Here is an 18,480-nt window from a genome sequence, read left to right as displayed (position 1 = left end):
CGACGCGGACAGCCGTCGACGGGGGCATCATGTGGTCATGACGATCGCACCCGGATCGGTGCCGACCGAGTCGGCACCGCGCCATCCGCTCGACCCGGATCCGGTCCGGGCGACCAAGTCCCGGGCCGTCTTCGCCCTCGGCCTGATGGCGGCTCTCACCGGGCTGCTGATCGGTGGTGTGGTTCCGGCCACGGTGGCCCTGGTCCTGGCCCGGCAGGCGCGTCGGGAGGCGTACGCCTCGGCGGGCTTCCTGACCGGGGCGGCCTGGCTGCGTCGTGGCGAGCAGTTGGCCTGGACAGGGCTGGTGCTGGTCGCGGTCAGCCTGGTGGTGGCGTTGGTGATCGGGGTGGTCCGGCTCGCCGAGGCACCGTACGGGCACGACTTCGCGCCCGAGATCGACTGACCTGGCGCGGCCCGATGGGTCCTCGCGCCCGGCACCGAGGGGCTGACTGGCGACGGTAGCCTGACCGGTGTCCGTCGCGCGGTGCGGGGACGCTGCCCGACAAGGAGGATCCCGTGACGGAACCGGCGCGCCCCGAGGGCGGCGAAGCCGCTCAGCCCACTTCCGGGCGCCCCGATGCCGATCCGGCGGGATGGGCCCGACCCGACGCGTCGTCGGACCAGCCGTCGCCAGCCTCCGGCCCGTCCTTCGGACAGCCACCGAATCCGCCCACGTACGGGCCACCGCCGGGGCCACCTACGTTCGGACCACCGCCGGGGCCGCGACCGCCTGCTCCGGTGGGCTTCGGCTCACCGGCTCCGGGGCCACCGGCTCCGGGTTGGCCGGGTGGCGGCTCGGGCTGGGGGCCGCCGCCTCCGCCGGGGGACCGTCCCCGGCCGCCGAAGCGGATCGAGCCGGTGTCCGGCACCCCGTTCGCGGTGGTGCACCTCGACGTGCCGCCGGTCACCTCGGGCCTGGCCGTCGGCTCGCTGATCGCCGGGATCACCTCGATCCTCGTCTCGATCCTGGTGATCTGTGTCGGTGCCGTCGGGGGAGGGGCGAACGGAGCCTGGGCGGCGGGTGCCTTCGCCGCGCTGGGCGGCCTCACCGGCGCCGGTGCCGTCGTGACCGGACTGCTCGGCCTGCGGCAGATCCGGCGCCCGGCGCCTCCGCCGGGGGTCCGCTTCACCGGCCGTGGGCTGGCTATCGCGGGCGTCAGCTGCGGCGGCACCGGGCTGCTGTTGTGCCTGGTGGGTGTGGGGCTGGCGTTGCTGTTGGCGGTGACCTAGGCGGGTCAGCGGTCTGGGTGTCGGGCCGCACAGCCCGCATCCTCTCTGCTCTGCTTCACCCCACGCACTGCCCAGCCTGAGGGCTCGTGGGCCGGTTTCCGGCGGAGCCGGTACACTTGTCCCCCTAGGTACCGATCACGGTCGGGCGGTGTGACAGAGGCCAGCCGACAGGTGGTGCGACGTTCGGCAGGTCTTCCGTTTTGACCTGCGCGGCTGTGGTAGGTACTCTTTCCCCTTGTGCCCGGGCCCGCCCGGGCGACTCGTGCGTGCGCTGGAGCCGGTTGATCCGGTAGCCGGACGGCAACACGACTGAGCCAGAAGATCCGGCCTGCGGCGATCCGTGTGCCGGTGATAAACCCCCGGGCCTGCGCGTGAGCGTCGGACGGGGACCGTGAGTTGGGCGACACGCCCGACCGCGGGTGCCGGGACCTCCGCGAGGTGGCCCTGGCCGGAATGTAGGAGAGCCGACCACGAGGTCGGCTACGGCAGACGGCGCGGCCGCGACAGCGGCCGAAGGGAGCGGAGAAACCCGGTGCCCACCATTCAGCAGTTGGTCCGAAAGGGCCGTCAGGCGAAGACGACCAAGACCAAGACCCCGGCGCTCAAGGGCTCCCCGCAGCGGCGGGGCGTGTGCACCCGGGTGTACACCACCACCCCGAAGAAGCCGAACTCGGCGCTGCGCAAGGTCGCTCGTGTCAAGCTCAGCAGCCAGGTCGAGGTGACCGCCTACATCCCCGGTGTCGGGCACAACCTGCAGGAGCACTCGATCGTGCTCGTGCGTGGTGGCCGGGTGAAGGACCTCCCCGGTGTGCGTTACAAGATCGTCCGCGGTTCGCTCGACACCCAGGGTGTCCGTAACCGCAAGCAGGCGCGCAGCCGCTACGGCGCGAAGAAGGAGAAGAGCTGAGATGCCGCGTAAGGGACCTGCTCCGCGGCGGCCGCTGGTCGCTGACCCGGTGTACAACTCGCCGCTGGTCACGCAGCTGGTGAACAAGATCCTGCTGCGCGGCAAGCGTCAGCTCGCCGAGCGCGTCGTCTACGCCGCCCTGGAGGGCTGCCGGGAGAAGTCCGGCACCGACCCGGTCGTCACCCTCAAGCGCGCCATGGACAACGTCAAGCCGACCCTTGAGGTCCGCAGCCGCCGTGTCGGTGGCGCGACCTACCAGGTTCCGGTCGAGGTCCGGCCGGCTCGGGCCACCACGCTCGGCCTGCGCTGGCTGGTCACCTACGCCCGCGCCCGGCGTGAGAAGACCATGGTCGAGCGGCTGATGAACGAGCTGCTGGACGCGAGCAACGGCCTCGGCGCTGCGGTCAAGCGGCGCGAGGACACGCACAAGATGGCCGAGTCGAACAAGGCCTTCGCGCACTACCGCTGGTAACACCCTGGTCCCGGTGCCAGCGGGCGCCGGGACCGCCACCAGTTGTGTCGAGACGACGATAAGTAGGGATTGAAGTGGCCGCCGCAGACGCGCTCGCCAACGTACGCAACATCGGCATCATGGCGCACATCGATGCCGGTAAGACCACTACCACCGAGCGGATCCTGTTCTACACCGGCATCACGTACAAGATCGGTGAGGTTCACGACGGCGGTGCCGTCATGGACTGGATGGAGCAGGAGCAGGAGCGCGGTATCACCATCACTTCCGCCGCCACGAAGTGCGAGTGGAAGGGCCACACGATCCAGATCATCGACACGCCCGGTCACGTCGACTTCACGGTCGAGGTGGAGCGGTCGCTTCGAGTCCTGGACGGTGCCGTCGCGGTTTACGACGGTGTGGCCGGCGTGGAGCCGCAGACGGAGAACGTCTGGCGTCAGGCGGACAAGTACAACGTCCCCCGGATGTGTTTCGTCAACAAGCTCGACCGCACGGGTGCCGACTTCTTCCGCTGCGTGCAGATGATGATCGACCGGCTGAACGCCACCCCGCTGGTGCTTCAGATCCCGATCGGCGCCGAGAGTGACTTCATCGGCGTGGTCGACCTGGTCGAGATGCGCGCCCTCACCTGGCGGGGCGAGACCCAGAAGGGTGAGGACTACACGGTCGAGGAGATCCCGGCCGACCTGGCCGACTCCGCGGCCGAGTGGCGCGAGAAGCTGATGGAGACCCTGGCCGACGTCGACGACGCGGTGATGGAGAAGTACCTGGAGGGCGAGGAGATTTCCGTCGAGGAGATCAAGGCCGCCATCCGTCGGGCCACCATCGCCGGCAAGGCCAACCCGGTCCTCACCGGCACCGCCTTCAAGAACAAGGGCATCCAGCCGATGCTGGACGCGGTTGTCGCGTACCTGCCGTCGCCGCTGGACATCCCGGCGATCGAGGGTACGGCCACCGACGGTGAGACCCCGATGCAGCGCAAGCCGTCGGTGTCCGAGCCGTTCTCCGGCCTGGCCTTCAAGATCCAGACGGACAAGCACCTCGGCAAGCTCACCTACGTGCGGATCTACTCCGGCACGCTCGAGTCCGGTTCCCAGGTGGTCAACTCCACCAAGGACCGCAAGGAGCGGATCGGCAAGATCTACCAGATGCACGCCAACAAGCGGGAAGAGCGCAGCTCGGCCCAGGCTGGCGACATCATCGCGGTGCAGGGTCTGAAGCAGACCACCACGGGTGACACGCTCGCCGACCCGGCGAACCCGGTCATCCTGGAGTCGATGACCTTCCCGGAGCCGGTCATCGAGGTGGCCATCGAGCCGAAGACCAAGGCCGACCAGGAGAAGCTCAGCACCGCCATCCAGCGGCTGGCCGAGGAGGACCCGACCTTCCGCGTCAAGCTGGACGACCAGACCGGCCAGACGGTCATCTCCGGCATGGGCGAGCTGCACCTGGACATCCTGGTCGACCGGATGCGCCGCGAGTTCAACGTCGAGGCGAACATCGGTAAGCCGCAGGTGGCGTACCGCGAGACCATCCGCCGCGCGGTGGAGAAGGTCGAGTACACGCACAAGAAGCAGACCGGTGGTTCCGGCCAGTACGCCCGGGTCATCATCAGCCTGGAGCCGCTGCCGCTCGGCAACGACGCCCCGACCTACGAGTTCGCCAACGCCGTCACCGGTGGCCGTGTCCCTCGGGAGTTCATCCCCTCGGTGGACGCGGGCGCGCAGGACGCCATGCAGTACGGCATCCTCGCCGGCTTCCCGCTGGTGGGCATCAAGCTCACCCTGGTGGACGGCCAGTACCACGAGGTCGACTCGTCGGAAATGGCATTCAAGATCGCCGGCTCGATGGCAATGAAGGAGGCGGCCCGCAAGGCCGACCCGGCACTGCTCGAGCCGATGATGGCCGTTGAGGTCACCACTCCTGAGGAGAACATGGGTGACGTCATCGGCGACCTCAACTCCCGCCGTGGCATCATCCAGGCGATGGAGGAGCGCAGCGGCGCCCGCGTCGTCCGCGCTCTGGTGCCGCTGTCGGAGATGTTCGGCTACGTCGGCGACCTGCGGTCGAAGACCCAGGGCCGGGCTAGCTACAGCATGCAGTTCGACTCCTACGCGGAGGTTCCGGCCTCGGTCGCGAAGGAGATCATCGCCAAGGCGACGGGTGAGTGACTCTCACCTGACGTGATCGGATGATCCGAGGGTGGTCGCGGGAGGTTTTCCCGACCGCGACCACCTCGGTCGGATTGGGTGAATTCCGGGCCTGTAGGCTTCATCGCCGCAGAACCCACAAAAGCTTCCCGGCCGTCAGGCCGGAAAGGCTGTCGACAGAGTCCTAAGCGCCGACTTGGCGCGCCGGGGCGAACGAACCAAGAAGTCCACAGGAGGACACCAGTGGCGAAGGCGAAGTTCGAGCGGACTAAGCCGCACGTCAACATCGGCACCATTGGTCACATCGACCACGGTAAGACGACGCTGACGGCGGCCATCACCAAGGTCCTGCACGACCAGTACCCGGACCTGAACCCGTACACGCCGTTCGACGAGATCGACAAGGCGCCGGAGGAGAAGGCCCGCGGCATCACGATCTCGATCGCGCACGTCGAGTACCAGACCGAGGCGCGGCACTACGCGCACGTCGACTGCCCCGGTCACGCCGACTACATCAAGAACATGATCACCGGTGCCGCCCAGATGGACGGCGCGATCCTGGTGGTCGCCGCGACCGACGGCCCGATGCCGCAGACCCGCGAGCACGTGCTGCTGGCCCGCCAGGTCGGCGTGCCGTACATCGTCGTGGCGCTGAACAAGAGCGACATGGTCGACGACGAGGAGCTGCTGGAGCTCGTCGAGCTTGAGGTCCGCGAGCTGCTCTCGTCGCAGGAGTACCCGGGCGACGACCTGCCGGTCGTGCGCGTCTCGGCGCTGAAGGCCCTTGAGGGTGACCCGGAGTGGACCGGTCGCCTGATGGAGCTCATGAACGCCGTCGACACCGCGATCCCGCAGCCGGAGCGCGAGATCGAGAAGCCGTTCCTGATGCCGATCGAGGACGTCTTCACGATCACCGGTCGTGGCACCGTCGTCACCGGCCGCGCCGAGCGTGGCGTGCTCAAGCCGAACGAGGAGGTGGAGATCGTCGGTATCCGCGAGAAGTCGCAGAAGACGGTCTGCACCGGCATCGAGATGTTCCGCAAGCTGCTCGACGAGGCCCGTGCGGGTGAGAACGTCGGTCTGCTGCTGCGCGGCATCAAGCGCGAGGACGTCGAGCGCGGCATGGTGGTCGTCAAGCCGGGCACCACGACCCCGCACACGGAGTTCGAGGCGACGGTCTACATCCTCTCCAAGGAGGAGGGCGGCCGGCACACCCCGTTCTTCCAGAACTACCGTCCGCAGTTCTACTTCCGGACCACGGACGTCACCGGTGTCGTCACCCTCCCCGAGGGCACCGAGATGGTCATGCCGGGCGACAACACCACGATGACCGTGAAGCTGATCCAGCCCATCGCGATGGAGGACAACCTCAAGTTCGCGATCCGGGAGGGTGGCCGTACGGTCGGCGCTGGTCGCGTCACCAAGATCATCAAGTGAGCTGGGTAACCCCGATTAGACCCGCCGCCGGTCGTGCGGCATACTAGTCAGGTTGCGTAACGACAGTTCGCCGCCCGTGTTCGGCTTCCGCCGAACCTCCGGGTAGGCAGAGCAGTCGGGCGTGGGGTGGTTGGCGGTCAGCCCGCCAACCACCCTCGCACGGCGTTCCGATCGCCTCAGTGCGATCGGCGTCTGGACCCACCGCGGTCAGGATCGCTCCGGTATCCCGGGGCGGAGCCTGGCCCCAGGGCGCGACACGCCCGACCGCGGGGGTGGGCGAAGAGGGCCTGTGCCAGCCGGTACAGGCACCCGCAACACAGCGGCATCGAGAGAAGGAACAGAAGCCACCATGGCGGGACAGAAGATCCGCATCCGGCTCAAGGCCTATGACCACGAGGTCGTCGACTCCTCGGCTCGGAAGATCGTCGAGACGGTGACGCGTACCGGGGCGCAGGTCGCGGGCCCGGTGCCGCTGCCCACGGAGATCAACCGTTTCTGCGTCATCCGCTCGCCGCACAAGTACAAGGACTCGCGCGAGCACTTCGAGATGCGTACGCACAAGCGGCTGATCGACATCATCGACCCGACCCCGAAGACGGTCGACTCGCTCATGCGCCTCGACCTGCCGGCTGGCGTCGACATCGAGATCAAGCTGTAGGGACCGGACACATGGACAGGCAAGTTAAGGGGATCCTGGGCGCGAAGCTCGGCATGACCCAGGTCTGGGACAACAACCGCGTTGTTCCGGTGACCGTGGTTCAGGCCGGCCCGTGCGTCATCACCCAGGTTCGTGACGCCGACAAGGACGGTTACTCCGCGGTCCAGCTGGCGTACGGCACGATCGACCCGCGGAAGGCCAAGAAGCCGCTGCGCGGGCACTACGCCAAGGCCGATGTGGCGCCGCGCCGGCACATCGTCGAGCTGCGCACCACCGACGCCGCGGACTACTCGCTCGGTCAGGAGATCACGGTCGAGGAGTTCCCGGCCGGTGTCTCGATCGACGTGACCGGCAAGACCAAGGGCAAGGGCTACGCCGGCCCGATGAAGCGGCACGGCTTCCACGGTCTGCGCGCCAGCCACGGTGTCGAGCGCAAGCACCGCTCGCCGGGCTCCATCGGCGCCTGCGCCACCCCGGGTCGTGTCTTCAAGGGCACCCGGATGGCCGGCCGCATGGGCGGCGTGCGCTACACCGTGCAGAACCTGACCGTCCAGGCGGTCGACACCGAGAACAACCTCCTGCTCGTCCGTGGCGCCATCCCTGGCCCCAAGGGCGCGCTGGTCCTGGTCCGCACCGCGGCCAAGGCCAAGGCGAAGAAGGGCGGTGTGGGCAAGTGACCACCGTTGACGTCCTCAACCCAGAGGGCACCAAGACCGGCTCGGTCGAGCTGCCCGCCGACATCTTCGACGCGCAGGCCAACATCGCGCTGATGCACCAGGTCGTCGTGGCGCAGCTCGCCGCTGCTCGGCAGGGCACCCACAAGACCAAGACCCGTGGCGAGGTCTCCGGCGGCGGCAAGAAGCCGTACAAGCAGAAGGGCACCGGTCGTGCCCGGCAGGGCTCGATCCGCGCGCCGCAGTTCGCCGGCGGTGGCGTGGTCCACGGCCCGGTGCCGCGCGACTACAGCCAGCGCACCCCGAAGAAGATGAAGGCCGCCGCGCTGCGCGGTGCCCTGTCGGACCGGGCGCGCGCCGGGCAGGTGCACGTCGTCGAGGCGTTCGTCACCGGCGAGAAGCCGTCGACCAAGGCGGCCCTGGCCACGCTCGCGAAGCTGACCACCGCCCGCCGGGTCCTGGTCGTGCTGAGCAGCACCGACGAGCTGAACTGGGTGTCGCTGCGCAACGAGCCGCGGGTGCACCTGATCGAGGCCGGCCAGCTCAACACGTACGACGTGCTGGTGGCCGACGACGTGGTCTTCACCAAGGAGGCCCTGGACGAGTTCCTGGGCGTGCCGGCCGAGACCACCGAGGAGGGTGGCAAGTGAGCACGATCGCCGATCCGCGCGACATCATCATCGCGCCGGTCGTCTCGGAGAAGAGCTACAGCGAGCTGAACCGCAACTGGTACACCTTCCTGGTGCACCCGGACGCGAACAAGACCGCGATCAAGATCGCTATCGAGCAGATCTTCAACGTCCGTGTCCTGACGGTCAACACGCTCAACCGCGAGGGCAAGCGCAAGCGGACCCGTACCGGGTTCGGCAAGCGCAAGGACACCAAGCGGGCGATGGTGAAGCTGGCTGAGGGCGACCGCATCGAGGCCTTCGGCGGCCCGGTCAGCTGAGGGGTGTAGACAATGGCTATCCGTAAGTACAAGCCGACGACGCCGGGCCGGCGTGGCTCGAGTGTCGCCGACTTCGCCGAGATCACCCGGTCGACGCCCGAGAAGTCGCTGCTGGCTCCGCTGCCCAAGAAGGGCGGCCGGAACGTGCACGGCCGGATCACCGCCCGGCACCACGGCGGCGGTCACAAGCGTCAGTACCGGATCATCGACTTCAAGCGGGTCGACAAGGACGGTGTGCCGGCCAAGGTAGCGCACATCGAGTACGACCCGAACCGCACCGCGCGGATCGCGCTGCTGCACTACGCCGACGGCGAGAAGCGTTACATCATCGCGCCGAAGGACCTGAAGCAGGGCGACCGGGTCGAGTCCGGTCCGAGCGCCGACATCAAGCCGGGCAACAACCTGCCGCTGCGCAACATCCCGGTCGGTATCACCATCCACAACGTGGAGCTGCGTCCGGGTGGCGGCGCCAAGCTGGCCCGCTCGGCCGGCGTCGGCATCCAGCTGCTCGGCCGGGAGGGCGCGTACGCGACCCTGCGTATGCCGTCCGGTGAGATCCGGCGGGTGGACGTGCGCTGCCGGGCCAGCATCGGTGAGATCGGCAACGCCGACCAGTCGAACATCAACTGGGGTAAGGCCGGCCGGATGCGGTGGAAGGGCAAGCGCCCGACCGTCCGTGGTGTCGCCATGAACCCGGTCGACCACCCGCACGGTGGTGGTGAGGGCAAGACCTCCGGTGGTCGCCACCCGGTGAACCCGAAGGGTAAGCCCGAGGGCCGTACCCGTCGTAAGGGCCAGCCGAGTGACCGGCTGATCGTCCGCCGCCGCTACGCCACGCGTAAGCGCGGCTGAGGGAGATAAGACATGCCTCGCAGCCTGAAGAAGGGCCCGTTCGTCGACGACCACCTGCTCAAGAAGGTGGAGACGCAGAACGAGAAGGGCACCAAGAACGTCATCAAGACCTGGTCGCGGCGCTCGACGATCATCCCGGAGATGCTCGGGCACACGATCGCCGTGCACGACGGACGCAAGCACGTCCCGGTGTTCGTGACCGAGGCGATGGTCGGGCACAAGCTCGGCGAGTTCGCGCTGACCCGCACGTTCAAGGGTCACGAGAAGGACGACCGGAAGAGCCGCCGGCGCTGACGCCGCGGGCATACGGATAGAGGATCAAGGGGTTACAGCGATGCCAGGAAAGGGCGACGCTCCGGTGCTTCCGGGCGCGCGGGCGGTTGCGCGGTACGTGCGCATCTCGCCGATGAAGGCGCGCCGGGTGGTCAACCTCGTCCGCGGCCTGCCCGCGAAGGAGGCGCTCACGGTGCTGCAGTTCGCGCCGCAGGCTGCGAGCGAGCAGGTGTACAAGGTGCTCGCGAGCGCGATCGCCAACGCGGAGAACAACGAGCGGCTGGACCCCGACGCGCTGCTCGTCAGCGAGGCGTTCGTGGACGAGGGCCCGACGATGAAGCGGTTCCAGCCACGGGCGCAGGGCCGGGCGTACCGGATCCGTAAGCGCACCTGCCACATCACCGTGGCGGTCGAGGCGGTCGCGCCGGCCGCGCCGAAGAAGTCGGCGAACAAGGCGGCTCCGGCGAAGCAGACCGCGCCGGCTGAGACGCAGAGCAACACGGAGGGTGCCGAGTAATGGGTCAGAAGGTCCACCCGCACGGGTTCCGGCTCGGCATCTCGACCGACTGGAAGTCCCGCTGGTTCGCGGACAAGCTCTACAAGGACTACATCGGCGAGGACGTCAAGATCCGCCGGATGATGTCCAAGGGCCTGGAGCGCGCCGGCATTTCCAAGGTCGACATCGAGCGCACCCGCGACCGGGTCCGCGTCGACATCCACACCGCCCGGCCGGGCATCGTCATCGGCCGTAAGGGTGCGGAGGCCGACCGGATCCGCGGCGAGCTGGAGAAGCTCACCGGCAAGCAGGTGCAGCTGAACATCATCGAGGTGAAGAACCCCGAGTCGGATGCGCAGCTGGTCGCCCAGGGCGTCGCCGAGCAGCTCTCCAGCCGGGTCAGCTTCCGTCGCGCGATGCGCAAGGCGATGCAGTCGGCGATGAAGAACCCGATGTGCAAGGGCATCCGGGTGCAGGTCTCGGGTCGCCTCGGCGGCGCCGAGATGAGCCGCACGGAGTTCTACCGCGAGGGTCGGGTTCCGCTGCACACGCTGCGCGCGAACATCGAGTACGGCTTCTTCGAGGCCCGTACCACCTTCGGCCGCATCGGCGTGAAGGTCTGGATCTACAAGGGTGACGCGGTGCCGGGTCGGGAGACCCCGACCGAGGCTCCGTCGCGCCCGCGCCGGGAGCGCGGTGACCGGCCTGAGCGGCCGCGCCGTGGTCGGTCGGGTTCGTCCGGCACGACCTCCGGTGGCACCGAGGCCGGCCGGGCTGCCGCGACGACCGTCGCGCAGCAGGCCGAGACGCCGAGTGGCGAGCCGGTCGACAGCTCCGCTGTCGCGGCTGCTGCCTCGGCTCCGGCAGAAACGCAGCAGGAGGGCTGACAGATGCTGATGCCGCGCAAGCCCCCGAAGGGCTTCCGCAAGCCGCACCACCCGGACCGCAGCGGCGCGTCCAAGGGCGGCAACCGGGTGGTGTTCGGCGAGTTCGGGATCCAGGCTCTGGAGCCGGCGTACGTGACCAACCGGCAGATCGAGTCGGCGCGTATCGCGATGACCCGCCACATCAAGCGTGGCGGCAAGGTCTGGATCACTATTTTCCCGGACCAGGCCCTCACCAAGAAGCCGGCCGAAACCCGGATGGGCTCCGGTAAGGGCTCGCCCGAGTGGTGGGTCGCCAACGTCAAGCCCGGGCGGGTTCTCTTCGAGATGTCCTTCCCGAACGAGCAGATCGCGCGAGAGGCGATGCGTCGCGCGATCCACAAGCTCCCGATGAAGTGCCGCATTGTTACGCGCGAAGTGGGTGAATCCTGATGGCAGCGGGCGTTAAGGCCTCCGAGCTGCGTGAGCTCTCCGAGGAGGAGCTGGTCACGAAGCTGCGCGAGGCCAAGGCGGAGCTGTTCAACCTCCGCGTGCAGGCCGCAACCGGGCAGCTGGACAACAACCGGCGGCTGCAGGTCATCCGTCGGGAGATCGCCCGGATCTACACGATCATGCGTGAGCGTGAGCTGGGGCTCTCGGCCGCGCCGACTGAGGTGACTGCAGGATGAGCGAGAACACGACCGCCACCAAGCCACGGGGCCGGCGCAAGGTCCGTGAGGGCCTCGTGGTCAGCGACAAGATGGAAAAGACCATCGTGGTCGAGGTCGAGGACCGGGTGAAGCACGCGCTGTACGGCAAGATCATGCGCCGGACCAGCAAGCTCAAGGTCCACGACGAGCAGAACTCTGCCGGCATCGGCGACCGCGTCCTGATCATGGAGACCCGGCCGCTCTCCGCCACCAAGCGGTGGCGGCTCGTGGAGATCCTCGAGAAGGCCAAGTAGCGAAGGCTCGAGCTCGGCCCAGATGGTCGGGCGCAGGTTCCGCCAGGCTCCGGCCGCTCCGGCGGCCGGAGAACCGGCAGACATAGGAGATAGACGTGATTCAGCAGGAGTCGCGACTGCGCGTCGCCGACAACACGGGTGCCCGGGAGATCCTGTGCATCCGGGTGCTCGGCGGCTCCGGTCGGCGCTACGCGAGCATCGGCGACGTCATCGTGGCCACCGTCAAGGACGCGATCCCGGGTGCCGGTGTGAAGAAGGGCGACGTGGTCAAGGCCGTCATCGTCCGCACCGCCAAGGAGAAGCGGCGTCCGGACGGCTCGTACATCCGCTTCGACGAGAACGCCGCCGTCATCATCAAGGACGGTGGGGACCCGCGCGGTACCCGTATCTTCGGCCCGGTTGGTCGCGAGCTGCGGGACAAGCGGTTCATGAAGATCATCTCTCTCGCGCCGGAGGTGTTGTGACCGTGAAGGTCAAGAAGGGCGACACGGTCGTCGTCATCGCCGGCAAGGACAAGGGTGCCAAGGGCAAGGTCATCGCGGCCTACCCGCGGCAGGACAAGGTCCTGGTCGAGGGCGTGAACCGGATCAAGAAGCACACCCGCATCAGCACCACCCAGCGTGGCGCCAAGACCGGTGGCATCGTCACCCAGGAAGCCCCGATCCACGTCTCGAACGTGATGGTCGTGGACTCCGACGGCAAGCCGACCCGTGTCGGTTACCGGATCGACGAGAACGGCCAGAAGGTTCGCATCGCGCGTAGCACCGGTAAGGACCTGTGATGACCACGGCTACCGAAACCAAGACGATGCCGCGCCTCAAGGAGCGGTACCGCAACGAGATCATCGCTCAGCTGCGGGAGCAGTACCAGTACGGCAACCCCATGCAGGTGCCGCGACTGGTCAAGATCGTCGTGAACATGGGTGTGGGCGAGGCCGCCCGGGACGCCAAGCTCATCGACGGTGCGGTCCGCGACCTGGCCACCATCACCGGCCAGAAGCCGCAGGTCCGGCGGGCGACGAAGTCCATCGCGCAGTTCAAGCTGCGGGAGGGCATGCCGATCGGCGCGAAGGTGACCCTGCGCGGCGACCGGATGTGGGAGTTCCTGGACCGGCTGCTGTCCATCGCGCTGCCGCGTATCCGTGACTTCCGCGGCCTCGACGGGCGCAAGCTCGACGGGCACGGCAACTACACGTTCGGTCTGACCGAGCAGTCGGTGTTCCACGAGATCGATCAGGACAAGATCGACCGCCAGCGGGGCATGGACATCACGGTGGTCACGACCGCCACGACCGACGACGAGGGCCGGGCGCTGCTGAAGCTCCTGGGCTTCCCGTTCAAGGAGAACTGAGATGGCCAAGAAGGCGCTGATCCTGAAGGCGGCCGCGAAGCCGAAGTTCTCGGTTCGCGCGTACACCCGCTGCCAGCGGTGCGGGCGTCCCAAGGCGGTCTACCGCAAGTTCGGGCTCTGCCGGGTGTGCATCCGGGAGATGGCCCACCGCGGTGAGCTGCCCGGCGTGTCCAAGGCTTCCTGGTAATAGCCCGACGCGCTCCGGCGCGTCAGCTGGACTGTCTCTTCGCCGTAGGCCTGCGCGTGTCGCGGGAACCCCGGCGAGAAAGGTTGACGAGTTTTCATGACGATGACCGACCCGATCGCAGACATGCTCACGCGTCTGCGTAACGCCAACCAGGCGTACCACGACCGGGTGACGATGCCGTACTCGAAGATCAAGGCGAACATCGCCGAGGTCCTCAAGTCCGAGGGTTACATCGCCACCTGGTCGGTCGAGGAGCCCGAGGAGGGTGCCGTCGGCAAGCGACTGGTCGTCGAGCTGAAGTACGGCCAGAACCGGGAGCGGAGCCTGGCCGGTATCAAGCGCGTCTCCAAGCCCGGTCTGCGGGTGTACGCCAAGTCGGACGGGCTCCCCAGGGTGCTCGGCGGGCTGGGCGTGGCGATCATTTCGACGTCCCAGGGACTGCTCACCGACCGGCAGGCCCGCAAGCGGAGCGTTGGCGGGGAAGTCCTCGCCTTCGTCTGGTAACGGGAGACAGGTAGAAATGTCGCGTATTGGACGTAAGTCGATCCCGGTGCCATCCGGAGTCGACGTGACGATCGACGGCCGGACCATCAAGGTCAAGGGCCCCAAGGGCGAGCTGTCGCACACCCTGGCCGAGCCGATCACCATCGAGCGGGCCGAGGACGGGCAACTGAACGTCAACCGCCCGAACGACGAGCGCAAGGCCAAGGAGCTGCACGGCCTGAGCCGTACCCTGGTCGCCAACATGATCGTCGGGGTCACCGAGGGCTACCGCAAGAGCCTGGAGATCGCCGGCACCGGTTATCGGGTCACCGCCAAGGGCAAGGACCTGGAGTTCGCGCTCGGGTTCTCGCACCCGGTGCTGGTGCAGGCCCCGGACGGCATCACCTTCACGGTGGAGCGGCCCACGCTGTTCCACGTGGCCGGCATCGACAAGCAGCTCGTCGGTGAGGTCGCCGCCAACATCCGGAAGATTCGCCCGCCGGAGCCCTACAAGGGCAAGGGCGTGAAGTACCAGGGCGAGGTCATCCGACGCAAGGCCGGAAAGGCGGGCAAGAAGTGACCGCGCGCATCAGCACTGAGGCGAGGTCCTCCGCCGGCCGTGAGGCTGTGAGAAAGGCAGGTAAGAAGTGAGCGCCACGCTGCTCAAGCGCCGCCGCGGCGTCGCCGCCAAGCGTGCCGTCGGGCGGGCGCGGCGGCACTTCCGAGTGCGCAAGAACGTCAGCGGCACCGCCGAGCGTCCGCGCCTGGTCGTGACCCGTTCGCTGCGGCACATCGTCGCCCAGATCGTGGACGACACCAAGGGTCACACCCTGGCGTCGGCCTCGACCCTGGACGCCTCGCTGCGCGGCACGGAGGGCGACAAGAGCGCCCTCGCCGGCAAGGTCGGCGCCCTGCTGGCCGAGCGGGCCAAGGCCGCTGGCATCTCCAAGGTCGTCTTCGACCGCGGTGGCAACCGGTACGCGGGGCGGGTCGCCGCGCTTGCCGACGCCGCCCGCGAAGCCGGGCTCGAGTTCTGACAATCCCCGTCACGAGAGAGAAGGAAGGCTGCTGATGCCAGGTCAACAGCGCCGTGGCGGCGGGTCCGGTGGCAACGAGGGTGGTCGCCGCGACAACCGCCGTGAGGGCGGCCGCGGAAACGCGCCCGCCGAGAAGACCCCGCACCTCGAGCGGGTCGTCGAGATCAACCGTGTCGCCAAGGTCGTGAAGGGCGGTCGTCGCTTCAGCTTCACCGCCCTGGTGGTCGTGGGCGACGGCGACGGCACCGTGGGCGTGGGCTACGGAAAGGCCAAGGAGGTGCCCGCGGCGATCGCCAAGGGCGTCGAGGAGGCCAAGAAGCACTTCTTCAAGGTGCCGCGGATCGGTTCCTCGATCCCGCACCCGGTCATGGGCGAGGAAGCCGCCGGTGTGGTGCTGCTCAAGCCGGCCTCGGCCGGTACGGGTGTCATCGCCGGTGGTCCGGTCCGTGCCGTGCTGGAGTGCGCGGGCATCCACGACGTGCTCTCCAAGAGCCTGGGCTCGTCGAACCCGATCAACATCGTGCACGCCACCGTGGCCGCGCTGAAGGGGCTGGAGTCCCCGGAGGCCGTGGCATCGCGGCGGGGCCTGCCAGTGGAGGACGTCGCTCCGGCGGCCATGCTGGCCTCGCGGGCGGAGGTGGCGTCCTGATGGCACGTCTCAAGGTCACCCAGGTCCGTTCCGAGATCGGGACCAAGCGCAACCAGCGCGAGTCGCTGCGTTCGCTCGGTCTCAAGCGGATCAATGACGTGGTGGTCAAGGAGGACCGGCCCGAGATTCGCGGCATGATCTTCACGGTCAACCACCTCGTGAAGGTCGAGGAGGTCGAGTAATGACGATCAAGGTCCATCACCTGCGTCCGGCGCCGGGTGCCAAGACCGCGAAGACCCGCGTGGGTCGCGGTGAGGGCTCCAAGGGCAAGACCGCCGGTCGCGGTACCAAGGGTTCGAAGGCCCGGAAGAACATCTCGGCGGCGTTCGAGGGTGGGCAGATGCCCATCCACATGCGCCTGCCGAAGCTGAAGGGCTTCAAGAACAAGTTCAAGGTGGTGTACCAGGTTGTCAACCTGGACCGCCTGGCCGAGCTGTTCCCCAACGGTGGCCAGGTCGGCCCGACCGAACTGGTCGAGGCCGGCGCGGTCCGCAAGGGACAGCCGGTGAAGGTTCTCGGCACCGGGGACCTCGGCGGGGTGGCTCTCCAGCTGTCGGCGCACGCGTTCAGCGCCTCGGCCAAGGAGAAGATCACGGCCGCCGGCGGCTCGGTCACCGAGCTGTAGTGCTGTTTTTCATGGCGCCCGCCAGTTGATCTCAGCTGGCGGGCGCCGTGGTCTACAACGGGCACTGTGCGCCCGGTAATATCGGATCTGGTTTATGTAGCCGGGCAGATCTGCCCGTACCGGGATCGGGCTGTTAGAGTCCCTTCCCAGCCATGGAATCGGGCACTTGCCCGGAGCCCACCCCGAACCGCCAGGGACGACCGGCGGCCCGCCTCGCGCAGGAGGAAGAAGTTGCTGTCCGCCTTTCTCAGTGCGTTCCGTACGCCTGACCTGCGCAAGAAGCTGCTGTTCACAGTCGGCATCGTCGCGATCTATCGGCTCGGCGCCACGGTGCCCAGCCCAGGTGTCTCGTACGGCAACGTTCAGAAGTGCCTGGAAGCCATCGAGGGCTCGACCGGCGTACTGAACCTGCTCGACCTCTTCTCCGGCGGCGCGCTGCTCCAGCTGTCGGTCTTCGCGCTGGGCATCATGCCCTACATCACCGCGTCGATCATCCTGCAGCTGCTGACAGTGGTGATCCCCCGGCTTGAGCAGCTCCGCAAGGAGGGCCAGGCCGGTCAGGCGAAGATCACCCAGTACACCCGCTACCTGACGCTGGGGCTGGGTATCCTGCAGGCCTCGGCCTTCGTGGCGCTGGCCCGCTCCGGGCAGCTGTTCAACAACCAGTGCAACGAGGAGATCATCCCGACCGGCACCGGTGTTCCGGACTGGCTGACCCTGTCCATCCTGGTGATGACGATGACCGCCGGCACCGGCATGGTCATGTGGCTCGGTGAGCTGATCACCGACCGGGGCGTCGGTAACGGCATGTCGGTCCTGATCTTCACCTCCATCGCGGCCCGCCTGCCCAGCGAGGGCTGGCGGATCAAGGAGAGCCAGGGCTGGTGGAAGTTCCTGCTCGTCATCGCGTTGGTCCTGGTGGTCATCACCGCGGTCACCTTCATCGAGCAGTCACAGCGCCGGATCCCGGTGCAGTACGCCAAGCGCATGATCGGCCGGCGGATGTACGGCGGCACGTCGACCTACATCCCGCTGAAGGTCAACCAGGCTGGTGTGATCCCGGTCATCTTCGGTTCGTCACTGCTCTACCTGCCGCAGCTGGCGTTGCAGTTCTTCGACCAGAACGACCCGGGCAAGACCCAGACGTGGATCCAGAACAACCTGGTCGACCCGACCAGCCCGATCTACATCACGGTCTACTTCCTGCTGATCATCTTCTTCACCTACTTCTACGTCTCGATCACGTTCAACCCGACCGAGGTCGCAGACAACATGAAGAAGTACGGCGGCTTCGTGCCGGGTATCCGCCCCGGTAAGCCGACCGCCGACTACCTGGACTTCATCCTCAGCCGCATCACCCTGCCGGGCGCGCTGTACCTCGCGACCATCTCGATCCTGCCGAACTTCTTCTTCATCTGGCTGGACCGTCAGCAGTACCTCAACTTCCCGTTCGGTGGTACCGCTGTGCTGATCATGGTCGGCGTGGCTCTGGAGACGAGCAAGCAGATCGAGAGCCAGCTGATGCAGCGGAACTACGAAGGGTTCCTGCGGTAGATGAGACTGGTTCTGGTTGGCCCGCCGGGTGCGGGCAAAGGCACACAGGCTGAGTTCATCGCCGCGCATCTGTCCGTGCCGAAGATCTCGACTGGCGACATCTTCCGAGCCAACGTGTCTCAGGGCACGCCGCTCGGCGTCGAGGCCAAGCGCTACATGGATGCCGGCAAGCTCGTGCCGGATGAGGTCACCATCAACATGGTGCGGGACCGGCTCGCGGAGCCGGACGCCGCCGAAGGGTTCCTCCTCGACGGGTTCCCGCGTACCACCCCGCAGGCCGCCGCGCTGGACAAGCTCCTCGCGGACCTGGGGACCTCGTTGGACGTCGTCCTCGAACTGGTGGTCGACGACGACGAGGTGATCCGGCGGCTCTCCGGTCGGCGTACCTGCCGGGGCTGCGGCAAGATCTGGCACGTCGAGTTCGACCCGACCAGCCGGGAAGGCATCTGCGACCGCTGTGGCGCGGAGCTGTTCCAGCGCGACGACGACAAGCCGGAGACCATCGCCGCCCGACTGCGGGAGTACGCCGAGAAGACCGCGCCGCTGGTCGACTACTACGGCGCGCAGGGCAAGCTGGTCGGCATCGACGCCACGGGTCCGGTGGAGGACGTCACGGTCCGCGCCATCGACGCCCTGCGGTCGTACGGGGCCTGAGGTCGCCCGGCTGCCA

At 67.7% G+C, this 18,480-nt stretch carries 29 protein-coding genes; all 29 read left to right on the top strand.

All coding sequences use genetic code 11. The features are described 5' to 3' along the window. The first annotated feature begins 37 nt into the window (after positions 1-37). The 29 genes from ACLQ2S_RS01265 to ACLQ2S_RS01125 all read left to right on the top strand — a co-directional run bounded on the left by ACLQ2S_RS01265 (position 38) and on the right by ACLQ2S_RS01125 (position 18,464). A complete protein-coding gene (locus ACLQ2S_RS01265; RefSeq protein WP_155214543.1) occupies positions 38-403 on the top strand; it encodes a hypothetical protein in 366 nt (121 codons plus the stop codon). Between the two features lie 455 nt (positions 404-858). Further along, complete coding sequence (locus ACLQ2S_RS01260) at positions 859-1,230, top strand: hypothetical protein (protein WP_425700937.1); 372 nt, start codon at positions 859-861, stop codon at positions 1,228-1,230. Between the two features lie 532 nt (positions 1,231-1,762). After that, positions 1,763-2,137 carry a 30S ribosomal protein S12 gene (gene rpsL / locus ACLQ2S_RS01255; RefSeq protein WP_013735958.1) on the top strand — a complete coding sequence of 125 codons (375 nt, stop codon included), beginning with the start codon at positions 1,763-1,765 and terminating at the stop codon, positions 2,135-2,137. A gap of 1 nt (position 2,138) precedes the next feature. Beyond that, positions 2,139-2,609 (top strand): 30S ribosomal protein S7, encoded by a 471-nt coding sequence (gene rpsG / locus ACLQ2S_RS01250; protein WP_155214544.1) that lies wholly within the window; start codon positions 2,139-2,141, stop codon positions 2,607-2,609. A 74-nt stretch (positions 2,610-2,683) separates the two neighbouring features. Next, positions 2,684-4,780, top strand: a complete 2,097-nt coding sequence (gene fusA, locus ACLQ2S_RS01245; protein ID WP_309222486.1) for an elongation factor G — start codon at positions 2,684-2,686, stop codon at positions 4,778-4,780. Between the two features lie 222 nt (positions 4,781-5,002). Next, entirely contained in the window at positions 5,003-6,196 is a 1,194-nt protein-coding gene (gene tuf / locus ACLQ2S_RS01240; protein WP_309222487.1) for an elongation factor Tu, read from the top strand. 349 nt (positions 6,197-6,545) lie between these two features. Continuing rightward, the gene (gene rpsJ, locus ACLQ2S_RS01235; protein WP_007073037.1) at positions 6,546-6,854 is read left to right on the top strand and encodes a 30S ribosomal protein S10; all 309 of its coding nucleotides are present in this window, start codon (positions 6,546-6,548) and stop codon (positions 6,852-6,854) included. 11 nt (positions 6,855-6,865) lie between these two features. Further along, a complete protein-coding gene (rplC, locus tag ACLQ2S_RS01230; RefSeq protein ID WP_155214545.1) occupies positions 6,866-7,531 on the top strand; it encodes a 50S ribosomal protein L3 in 666 nt (221 codons plus the stop codon). After that, entirely contained in the window at positions 7,528-8,178 is a 651-nt protein-coding gene (gene rplD / locus ACLQ2S_RS01225) for a 50S ribosomal protein L4 (protein WP_309222488.1), read from the top strand. The genes rplC and rplD overlap by 4 nt, the downstream gene beginning before the upstream one ends. Beyond that, a complete protein-coding gene (gene rplW / locus ACLQ2S_RS01220) occupies positions 8,175-8,477 on the top strand; it encodes a 50S ribosomal protein L23 (RefSeq protein WP_309222489.1) in 303 nt (100 codons plus the stop codon). Before rplD ends, rplW begins: the two co-directional genes overlap by 4 nt. Before the next feature lie 12 nt (positions 8,478-8,489). Further along, positions 8,490-9,329, top strand: a complete 840-nt coding sequence (gene rplB, locus ACLQ2S_RS01215) for a 50S ribosomal protein L2 (RefSeq protein ID WP_155214546.1) — start codon at positions 8,490-8,492, stop codon at positions 9,327-9,329. Positions 9,330-9,341: 12 nt separating this feature from the next. Continuing rightward, positions 9,342-9,623: a 30S ribosomal protein S19 gene (rpsS, locus tag ACLQ2S_RS01210; RefSeq protein ID WP_120330655.1), complete on the top strand. Its 282-nt coding sequence runs from the start codon at positions 9,342-9,344 to the stop codon at positions 9,621-9,623. Positions 9,624-9,663: 40 nt separating this feature from the next. Next, positions 9,664-10,119 (top strand): 50S ribosomal protein L22, encoded by a 456-nt coding sequence (gene rplV, locus ACLQ2S_RS01205; RefSeq protein WP_155214547.1) that lies wholly within the window; start codon positions 9,664-9,666, stop codon positions 10,117-10,119. Continuing rightward, positions 10,119-10,985 (top strand): 30S ribosomal protein S3, encoded by an 867-nt coding sequence (gene rpsC / locus ACLQ2S_RS01200; protein ID WP_155214548.1) that lies wholly within the window; start codon positions 10,119-10,121, stop codon positions 10,983-10,985. The genes rplV and rpsC overlap by 1 nt, the downstream gene beginning before the upstream one ends. Positions 10,986-10,988: 3 nt before the next feature. Next, on the top strand, positions 10,989-11,414 hold the full coding sequence (gene rplP / locus ACLQ2S_RS01195) for a 50S ribosomal protein L16 (protein ID WP_007465292.1): 426 nt from the start codon (positions 10,989-10,991) through the stop codon (positions 11,412-11,414). After that, entirely contained in the window at positions 11,414-11,650 is a 237-nt protein-coding gene (gene rpmC / locus ACLQ2S_RS01190; RefSeq protein WP_076466662.1) for a 50S ribosomal protein L29, read from the top strand. The genes rplP and rpmC overlap by 1 nt, the downstream gene beginning before the upstream one ends. Beyond that, positions 11,647-11,925 carry a 30S ribosomal protein S17 gene (rpsQ, locus tag ACLQ2S_RS01185; RefSeq protein WP_155214549.1) on the top strand — a complete coding sequence of 93 codons (279 nt, stop codon included), beginning with the start codon at positions 11,647-11,649 and terminating at the stop codon, positions 11,923-11,925. The genes rpmC and rpsQ overlap by 4 nt, the downstream gene beginning before the upstream one ends. Positions 11,926-12,020: 95 nt before the next feature. Next, positions 12,021-12,389: a 50S ribosomal protein L14 gene (gene rplN / locus ACLQ2S_RS01180; protein ID WP_015619002.1), complete on the top strand. Its 369-nt coding sequence runs from the start codon at positions 12,021-12,023 to the stop codon at positions 12,387-12,389. Beyond that, a complete protein-coding gene (rplX, locus tag ACLQ2S_RS01175; RefSeq protein WP_170863408.1) occupies positions 12,386-12,706 on the top strand; it encodes a 50S ribosomal protein L24 in 321 nt (106 codons plus the stop codon). The genes rplN and rplX overlap by 4 nt, the downstream gene beginning before the upstream one ends. Next, complete coding sequence (rplE, locus tag ACLQ2S_RS01170; RefSeq protein WP_155214550.1) at positions 12,706-13,275, top strand: 50S ribosomal protein L5; 570 nt, start codon at positions 12,706-12,708, stop codon at positions 13,273-13,275. The genes rplX and rplE overlap by 1 nt, the downstream gene beginning before the upstream one ends. Position 13,276: 1 nt before the next feature. Beyond that, the gene (locus ACLQ2S_RS01165) at positions 13,277-13,462 is read left to right on the top strand and encodes a type Z 30S ribosomal protein S14 (RefSeq protein ID WP_007073023.1); all 186 of its coding nucleotides are present in this window, start codon (positions 13,277-13,279) and stop codon (positions 13,460-13,462) included. 96 nt (positions 13,463-13,558) lie between these two features. Next, positions 13,559-13,966, top strand: a complete 408-nt coding sequence (rpsH, locus tag ACLQ2S_RS01160) for a 30S ribosomal protein S8 (protein WP_018784557.1) — start codon at positions 13,559-13,561, stop codon at positions 13,964-13,966. Positions 13,967-13,982: 16 nt separating this feature from the next. Then, on the top strand, positions 13,983-14,525 hold the full coding sequence (rplF, locus tag ACLQ2S_RS01155) for a 50S ribosomal protein L6 (protein ID WP_155214551.1): 543 nt from the start codon (positions 13,983-13,985) through the stop codon (positions 14,523-14,525). A 67-nt stretch (positions 14,526-14,592) separates the two neighbouring features. Then, positions 14,593-14,982, top strand: coding sequence for a 50S ribosomal protein L18 (gene rplR, locus ACLQ2S_RS01150; protein ID WP_281572198.1), 390 nt, complete (start codon positions 14,593-14,595; stop codon positions 14,980-14,982). 34 nt (positions 14,983-15,016) lie between these two features. Next, positions 15,017-15,631 (top strand): 30S ribosomal protein S5, encoded by a 615-nt coding sequence (gene rpsE / locus ACLQ2S_RS01145; protein WP_155214552.1) that lies wholly within the window; start codon positions 15,017-15,019, stop codon positions 15,629-15,631. Continuing rightward, positions 15,631-15,813 (top strand): 50S ribosomal protein L30, encoded by a 183-nt coding sequence (gene rpmD, locus ACLQ2S_RS01140; protein WP_018784560.1) that lies wholly within the window; start codon positions 15,631-15,633, stop codon positions 15,811-15,813. Before rpsE ends, rpmD begins: the two co-directional genes overlap by 1 nt. Then, positions 15,813-16,256, top strand: a complete 444-nt coding sequence (gene rplO / locus ACLQ2S_RS01135) for a 50S ribosomal protein L15 (RefSeq protein WP_425700936.1) — start codon at positions 15,813-15,815, stop codon at positions 16,254-16,256. Before rpmD ends, rplO begins: the two co-directional genes overlap by 1 nt. A gap of 231 nt (positions 16,257-16,487) precedes the next feature. Then, positions 16,488-17,810, top strand: a complete 1,323-nt coding sequence (secY, locus tag ACLQ2S_RS01130; protein WP_425700935.1) for a preprotein translocase subunit SecY — start codon at positions 16,488-16,490, stop codon at positions 17,808-17,810. Then, positions 17,811-18,464, top strand: a complete 654-nt coding sequence (locus tag ACLQ2S_RS01125) for an adenylate kinase (protein ID WP_155214555.1) — start codon at positions 17,811-17,813, stop codon at positions 18,462-18,464. The last annotated feature ends 16 nt before the right edge of the window (positions 18,465-18,480 follow it).

Source organism: Micromonospora sp. DT48 (assembly GCF_049844495.1).
Lineage (GTDB): Bacteria > Actinomycetota > Actinomycetes > Mycobacteriales > Micromonosporaceae > Micromonospora.
The sequence above is the reverse complement of the archived record's forward strand: the minus strand, read 5'-3'. Positions and strand labels throughout refer to the sequence as shown.

Bases quoted from the DNA above. Each gene is read 5' to 3' on its own strand.
- rpsS (WP_120330655.1), top strand. From the start codon at position 9,342: ATGCCTCGCAGCCTGAAGAAGGGCCCGTTCGTCGACGACCACCTGCTC.
- ACLQ2S_RS01265 (WP_155214543.1), top strand. From the start codon at position 38: ATGACGATCGCACCCGGATCGGTGCCGACCGAGTCGGCACCGCGCCAT.
- ACLQ2S_RS01165 (WP_007073023.1), top strand. From the start codon at position 13,277: ATGGCCAAGAAGGCGCTGATCCTGAAGGCGGCCGCGAAGCCGAAGTTC.
- rpsE (WP_155214552.1), top strand. From the start codon at position 15,017: ATGCCAGGTCAACAGCGCCGTGGCGGCGGGTCCGGTGGCAACGAGGGT.
- rpsC (WP_155214548.1), top strand. From the start codon at position 10,119: ATGGGTCAGAAGGTCCACCCGCACGGGTTCCGGCTCGGCATCTCGACC.
- rplF (WP_155214551.1), top strand. From the start codon at position 13,983: ATGTCGCGTATTGGACGTAAGTCGATCCCGGTGCCATCCGGAGTCGAC.
- rplV (WP_155214547.1), top strand. From the start codon at position 9,664: ATGCCAGGAAAGGGCGACGCTCCGGTGCTTCCGGGCGCGCGGGCGGTT.
- rplP (WP_007465292.1), top strand. From the start codon at position 10,989: ATGCTGATGCCGCGCAAGCCCCCGAAGGGCTTCCGCAAGCCGCACCAC.
- rplE (WP_155214550.1), top strand. From the start codon at position 12,706: ATGACCACGGCTACCGAAACCAAGACGATGCCGCGCCTCAAGGAGCGG.
- rpmC (WP_076466662.1), top strand. From the start codon at position 11,414: ATGGCAGCGGGCGTTAAGGCCTCCGAGCTGCGTGAGCTCTCCGAGGAG.
- ACLQ2S_RS01125 (WP_155214555.1), top strand. From the start codon at position 17,811: ATGAGACTGGTTCTGGTTGGCCCGCCGGGTGCGGGCAAAGGCACACAG.
- rpmD (WP_018784560.1), top strand. From the start codon at position 15,631: ATGGCACGTCTCAAGGTCACCCAGGTCCGTTCCGAGATCGGGACCAAG.
- rplC (WP_155214545.1), top strand. From the start codon at position 6,866: ATGGACAGGCAAGTTAAGGGGATCCTGGGCGCGAAGCTCGGCATGACC.
- rpsJ (WP_007073037.1), top strand. From the start codon at position 6,546: ATGGCGGGACAGAAGATCCGCATCCGGCTCAAGGCCTATGACCACGAG.
- rpsQ (WP_155214549.1), top strand. From the start codon at position 11,647: ATGAGCGAGAACACGACCGCCACCAAGCCACGGGGCCGGCGCAAGGTC.
- rplB (WP_155214546.1), top strand. From the start codon at position 8,490: ATGGCTATCCGTAAGTACAAGCCGACGACGCCGGGCCGGCGTGGCTCG.
- rplO (WP_425700936.1), top strand. From the start codon at position 15,813: ATGACGATCAAGGTCCATCACCTGCGTCCGGCGCCGGGTGCCAAGACC.
- rpsG (WP_155214544.1), top strand. From the start codon at position 2,139: ATGCCGCGTAAGGGACCTGCTCCGCGGCGGCCGCTGGTCGCTGACCCG.
- rpsH (WP_018784557.1), top strand. From the start codon at position 13,559: ATGACGATGACCGACCCGATCGCAGACATGCTCACGCGTCTGCGTAAC.